The 6239-nt window shown below is 75.9% G+C and carries 6 protein-coding genes; 2 read left to right on the top strand and 4 right to left on the bottom strand.

The annotated features are described in order from the left end of the window. Positions 1 to 49: 49 nt before the first annotated feature. Positions 50 to 505 carry a MarR family winged helix-turn-helix transcriptional regulator gene (locus IE249_RS32220; protein ID WP_229859729.1) on the bottom strand — a complete coding sequence of 152 codons (456 nt, stop codon included), beginning with the start codon at positions 503 to 505 and terminating at the stop codon, positions 50 to 52. A 110-nt stretch (positions 506 to 615) separates the two neighbouring features. Beyond that, complete coding sequence (locus tag IE249_RS32225; protein ID WP_189710569.1) at positions 616 to 1113, bottom strand: SgcJ/EcaC family oxidoreductase; 498 nt, start codon at positions 1111 to 1113, stop codon at positions 616 to 618. A 307-nt stretch (positions 1114 to 1420) separates the two neighbouring features. Here IE249_RS32225 and IE249_RS32230 point away from each other — a divergent pair, with 307 nt between their 5' ends. Then, positions 1421 to 2365 (top strand): methyltransferase, encoded by a 945-nt coding sequence (locus IE249_RS32230; RefSeq protein WP_229859736.1) that lies wholly within the window; start codon positions 1421 to 1423, stop codon positions 2363 to 2365. Then, a complete protein-coding gene (locus IE249_RS32235) occupies positions 2362 to 3939 on the top strand; it encodes an FAD-dependent oxidoreductase (RefSeq protein WP_189710571.1) in 1578 nt (525 codons plus the stop codon). The genes IE249_RS32230 and IE249_RS32235 overlap by 4 nt, the downstream gene beginning before the upstream one ends. 62 nt (positions 3940 to 4001) lie before the next feature. Here the strand turns inward: IE249_RS32235 and IE249_RS32240 are convergent, their stop codons facing one another. Further along, positions 4002 to 5600, bottom strand: a complete 1599-nt coding sequence (locus IE249_RS32240; protein WP_189710573.1) for a hypothetical protein — start codon at positions 5598 to 5600, stop codon at positions 4002 to 4004. Between the two features lie 161 nt (positions 5601 to 5761). After that, positions 5762 to 6239, bottom strand: a 478-nt coding sequence (locus IE249_RS32245) for a hypothetical protein (RefSeq protein WP_189710575.1), incomplete at its 5' end; no start/stop codon positions are given.

The raw sequence follows: 6239 nt of genomic DNA on the forward strand, positions 1-6239 counted from the left end.
GGGCCGCGGTGGAGCGGGGTGAGCGGAGCAGGGGTGCCCGGGGGCGCCGTCAGGTACGGGACTGCAGGCGGACGGTTTCCGTGTGGAAGATCTCGTTGCTGCGGTTGGTGACGTCGAGGAGGAGTTCCTGCTGCTCGGTGGTGAGCTCGGACAGGAGCTTGCCGAGCGCCGCGCGGAAGTCGGCGAAGGCGGTGTCGACGCGTTCGGCGAAGGCCTCGGGCACGGTCTCGACGATGACCCGCCGCCGGTCCCCGGCGTCCGGCCTGCGGCGTACGAATCCGGCCTTCTGAAGCCGGTCGACGACCGTGGTGATCGCGCCGCCCCGGCTCAGTCCGGCGCGCTCGGCGAGCCGGCCGGGGGTCATGGGTCCTTCGAGGTCGAGCAGGCTCAGGCAGTTGAAGTCGGTGGCGTTGAGCCCTATCGACTGGGCCACCGCCGCCTGGAAGAGGACCGTCCTGGCCGCCTGCACCCGCAGGGCCGTGGCCAGCGACATGAGTGTGCCCATGGAGCGGTCCTCTTCGCTGTGCGGTCGCATGGTGGCGCTGCCTTTCTGCCGGTGGGTTCCGGCCAGCGTAACTGCGCGCGCCCCGGCCGGGCGCGGCCCGGTGAGCGGGCTCAGGCGGAGCGCCGGGCGCGGTCCACGCGCAGCCGCACGGCGCGGCTCGCCACCTCGAACAGCGGCCCGCTCGTCGGGAAGGGCTTGATCCGGCTGTTCTGGAAGCCGGTGATCAGCCAGCGCCCGTCCCGCCGCTCGAGGATCAGGGTCTGCCTCGACAACCGCTTGGGCGTGACTTCCTTCTGCCAGGGGTAGAGCGCGGCGCCGGTGGAGACCACGACCACGCAGTCCTCGCCGACCTGGCGGACGCTCTCGATGTCGTGGGCGATCAGGCGGGTGCCGTAGAGCATCGTGCGGAACATCAGGTCGTGCATCTCCGCGATCTCCTGACGGCCGTTCAGCAGTACGCCGTTGAACTGGACGTAGGTGGCGTCGGGGGCGAACAGCTCGCCGTAGCCGTGGCCGTCGCCGGCGTCCCAGCGGGCGGCGAGGCCGGCCAGCAGGGCGCGGGCGTCGGCGTCGGTGAAGCGGGCGCGGGTCTCGTGGGTGGCGTTCATGACGGCTCCTCTTCTTCGTCTTCTCGCTTTGAGTGCTTCTCTGTTTCCGTGCATCTCTAATTTAGAGAGACATCTCGCGGGAGTCAACCCCTCGCCGCCACCCGCGCTTGAGCGCCCGTCTAGGCGTCGTCAGGACCATCGGCGCACCGCCAAGGCACAGCACCCGGCGGGAGCACTCGCCCGACAGCGCACACGGAAGAGGTGCATTGCCATCGACACGCACACGGAGCACACCCAGCAGCCGACGCCCCGGGGGCCGGGCGGGCGCCCGTCGTTCGTCGACGTCTTCACCCCCATCGCCGTACGCGTGGCGGCCACGCTGCGCATCGCCGACCACATCGAGGCCGGCGTCCGTACCCGGGCCGGGCTGGCCCGGGCGACCTCGGCCGACGAGAGCGCGCTGGGGCGGCTGATGCGCTTCCTGGCCTGCCGCGACGTCTTCACCGAGGACGAACCCGGTGTCTACGGTCTGAGCGACACCTCGCGCCTGCTGCTCGACACCCACCCCTCGCGCATGCGGCACTGGCTGGACCTGGAGGGCGCCAGCGGCCGGATCGACCTGGCCGCGTGCGGCGGGCTGCTGCACGCGGTGCGGACCGGCGAGCCCGGCTACGACGCCGTGTTCGGCACCCCGTTCTGGGACGACCTGGCCGCCCACCCCGAACTCGCCGACTCCTTCAACGCCCAGATGGCCGCCGTACAGGGCCGCCTGGCCCCCGAGGTGGCCCGGGCGCACCCCTGGCACGAGGCCCGCCGCATCGCCGACGTCGGCGGCGGCACCGGGGCGCTGCTGGAGGCGGTGCTGCGGCACGCGCCCGACGCGCACGGGGTGCTGGTGGACCTGCCCGGCACGGTCGAGGGCGGCACCGATCGGTTCGCCGCCGCCGGGCTCGCCGACCGCACCGAGGTCGTCGCGGGGTCCTTCTTCGACCCGCTGCCCACCGGCGCCGACGTGTACCTGCTCAGCCAGATCCTGCACGACTGGGACGACAAGGAGTCGGTGGCGATCCTCGCCCGGTGCGCCGAGGCGCTCGCCGAGGGCGGCAGGGTGGTCGTGGTGGAGCGGGTGGTGGCCGAGGACACGGGCAAGCGGCTCAACACCGAGTACGACCTGCGGATGCTGGTGTTCAACAAGGGCCGCGAGCGCACCCTGGAGGAGTTCACCGCGCTCGCCGCCGAGGCCGGGCTGCGGCCCGCCGGCGTGACGCGGCTGCCCTCCCACCACTGGCTGCTGTTCTGGGAGCGTGCGTGAGCGGCGCCACGGACAGCGACCCGGACGTGCTGGTGGTCGGTGCCGGCCCGGTGGGCCTGTGCACCGCGATCGAACTGGCCCGCAGGGGCGTAGGGGTACGGGTCGTGGACCGGCGCGCCGAGCCGCGCCCGGGCACCCGGGCCTGCACGGTGTGGCAGCGCACCCTGGAGGTCTTCGACCTCATGGGCCTCCCGGTCGGCGACTACCTGGACTCCGGGGTCCCCTACACCCACCGCACCCACCACTTCGCCGGACTGCCCCCGCTGGTGCGGCCCGCCGACCAGCCCGGCACGCCGTATCCGCGGCCGCTGCTGATCGGGCAGCGGCGCACGGAGGAGATGCTCACCCGGCATCTGGCCGGGCTCGGGGTGCGGGTCGAGCGGGGCCTGACCGCGGTCGCCGTCGAACAGGGCCCGGCGCGCGTGACGGTCACGCTGACCGGGGCCGACGGCGGTGCCGAGACCGTGCGGGCCGGCTGGGTGGTCGGCGCGCAGGGCCCGCACAGCACGGTGCGCGACCAGATCGGGGCGAGCTGGGAGAAGAAGCCCTGCCCCGGCACCCAGTTGCTCCAGATCGACGCCCGCTGGACGGGTGCGCTGCCCGGCGATCCGGCGCACTGCCATCTGTTCCTGAGCGAGGCCGGTTCGCTCGGCACCGCTCCCCTGCCCGACGGACGGCACCGCTTCTACGCGGGCGTGGCCGACCCCGACCGGGCGCGGACCGGCGACCCGGACGTGGCCGAGGTGCTCGACGCGGTGCGCCGGGTCAGCGGGGTACCCGGTCTCGCCTTCCACGACGGCCGGTTCAACTGGCGGGTGCGGCTCTACAACGCGGTGGCGGGGACGTACCGGACAGGGCGGTGCCTGCTCGCCGGGGACAGCGCGCACACCGTCATGCCGGTGACCGCGCAGGGCATGAACACCGGCCTCCAGGACGCCTTCAACCTCGGCTGGAAGCTGGCGGCGGTGGTGCGGGGCCGGGCGCCGGCCCGGCTGCTGGACAGCTACGAGGCCGAGCGCAGGCCCGTCGCGCTGGCCCTGGCCGAGCGCAACGCCCGTACGTACTGGGGTGGCGTGGGCCCCGTGCCGCCCTTCGCGCGGCTGCGCGCGGGGCTCGCGGGGGCCACCGGCACGGCCGCGCACACCGGGCTGACCCTCGCCTACCCGGACAGCCCGCTCAGCGCCGGCACCGCGCCGGACGGCGAAGGGCCCGGCCCGGGCGCCCGCGTGCCGGACGCCGCGCTGGGGACGGGGCGGCTGTTCCGGCTGCTGGGGCGGGGCGAGTGGACGCTGCTGGCGTTCCCCGAGGACCCGGCGGACCCGGCGGCGGCCGAACTCGCCGCCAAGGAGGCCGGTGCGGCGGCCCGCCGGGCCGGGATCCCCGTGCACACGGTCACCGCCGCCGGACGCGGACCCGCGGGCACCGTCGCCGACCCGTCCGGCGCCGCGCGCACCGCGCTCGGTGCCGCGTCCGGCGCACTGCTGCTGGTGCGCCCGGACGGGTACGTCGCCTTCCGGGGCGGCGTACGGGACGGAGCCGCCCTCGACCGTCACCTGGCCCGGCTGCCGGTCTGACATCAACGGCGAGACGACTTCGGGGCCCGTCCGGTGGACGGGCCCCGAAGTCGTGCGGTGCGTCAGAAGGCCACCGGGAACAGCGCGCCGTAGTCGCCGGCGCGGGCCGCCATGAGGGCGGCGAGGGTGCGCAGCGGGGTGTGGTCGGCGGTACGGAGTCGCGCGGGCGTCTCCGCGCAGAGGTCGCCGGTGCACAGGCCCGCGCGGGTCCAGGCGGTGACGGCGTCGGCGCGGGGGCGTTCGATCCAGGTACCCATCACCGACGCCTCGAAGGAGAGCGCGGTGCCGCTGCGGTAGAGCGCGGTGCCGGCGCGTACGGCGGCGGCCCCGGCCCGGGCGCGGCGGGCGAGGGCCGGGTCGTGGCACAGGTCCGCGGCGGCCGCGAGCCGGGCGGCGCGCACGATCGACGCGCCGCCGCCCGCCGCTCCGGCCGGGCGCAGGGGCGAGCCGGTGGCGCACATCGTGCGCCGTGCGGCCGGGGAGTCTGCGGCGTCGAGCGCGGTCAGCAGCAGACGTGCGTCGTCCGTGGCCCGCACCCCGCGCAGGGACGGCGCGGGCAGGCCGCGGTCGACCTCGCGGGCGAGGGCGCCACCCAGTGCCCGCGCCACCAGGCGCAGGTCGACCCGGTCGACCAGCCGCGCGGTGTCGTACGGCGCGGGCCGCCGCTCACGGGGCAGCCACACCTCGCGCACCTGACGGGCGAGCGGGCCGGCGAACTCGGCGCTCTGGCCGGTCCTGCGGGCCAGCGCCAGGGCGGCGGCGGTCGCGCTCAGCGCCGTCTGGTCGGTCTGCCCGGCGGGCCAGCCCGCCCGCGAGTGGGCACCGGCCGCGGGGACGCGCACGGCCGAACAGCCGAGCCGCAGTGCCCAGTACGTTGCCTGCGGATCCCCCTGCCGGGCGCCGGGAAGGCCGATCCCGCCGTCGGGGAGCACATGTCCGTCGCAGGCGGCCGCCGGGAAGGCGGGCAGGCGCGCGCCGAGCCGGGGGGCCGCGTCGCGCAGGGCGCCCTCCCAGGCGAGCCGGACCGGTTCGACGGGGTAGGCGGACAGGGCGCGTGCGGCCGCCGTCGCGAGGGCGGCGGCGCGGGTACGGTCGGCGCCGGTCACGCCGAGCAGGGCGGCGGTCTGCAGCACCGGTACCACCTCGCCGGGCGCGGTGGCCGCCTCGCGCACCGGAACCGCCTGCAGGGCAGCGGAGTTGGCCTGCCGGACCGGCTCGGGAACGGGCAGGCCCAGCCGGGACAGGACGCGCACCGCGACCGCCGTGCTGCCCGGGTCCGTACGGGCCGCGGAGGGCGCGGTGCGGTAGCCGCCGCCCTGACGCAGGGCCTCGAGCGTCCGCCCCACGTCCGCGCGGTCGGCCGTGCCGCCCGAGGTGAGCAGCGCGTCCACGGCCAGGTCGACCTGCGCGACGGGCGGCAGCCCGGACGAGTCCAGCCGCCCCCGCTCGGCCGCCCGCACCCACAACCGCAGCCGCTCGTGGTCGACGGCGGGGCGGGCGGCGTGCAGGGCCGTCAGCCGCAGCCGCCAGGCGGTCTCGTACAGCGAGAACGGGGGCTGGGCGGTGGATGCGGCGCCGTCCACGAACCAGCCGCGCCGCCCGTCGGTCACCCAGGAGTCGCGCAGCAGCTCGCGGGCGTCCACGCGGGCGGCGGACCGCACGGAACCGTCCCCTGACGGAGCGGGCGCGGGCGCGCCGCCCGGGTCCGCCGGGGCGCAGCCCGCGGCCAACGCCACCGCGGCCGCGACCGCCGGCGCCCAGCGGGCCGGGCGGGGACCGGCCGCGGGCCGCCGCCCGCTCCCCTTCCGTACGGGCGCGGACATCAGCTGTAGGCCCGGGCGCGGGTCGTCACGGTGTAGAAGGACGAGCCGAACTGGAAGGTGCCGGTGACCGAGTGGCTGATGCGGAACACGTTGGAGTAGTCGTCCTGGTTGGGCGGGTAGAACGCGACCTGGTCGTAGGCGTGTTCGCTGTACCAGTTGTCCTTGACCGTGGTGGTCCAGCTGGCCTGCGCGTTGCTGCCGGTGCTCTTGACCGTGGCGCCCTGGGGAGCGCCGACCACCCAGAAGGGGGCGCCGACCGACCCGACGTCCCAGGTGTCGGTGTGCTCGATGCTGTCGGCGTCGAAGGGCCGCTCGCCGAGCCAGGACACGTCGGAGGAGGTGTCGGTGAAGATGGCGTAGTACTCCATGAACGGCACCTTCACGTAGCTCGCCCCGGCCGCCGAGAGCGTGCCCTGGCCGCCGGGCACGGCGGCCTTGCGGGTCTTCGCGGAGTCCAGCCACTGGTCGCGGACCGGG

Origin of the sequence: Streptomyces anandii JCM 4720, assembly GCF_014650655.1 — a bacterium.
Taxonomy (GTDB): Bacteria; Actinomycetota; Actinomycetes; order Streptomycetales; family Streptomycetaceae; genus Streptomyces; species Streptomyces anandii.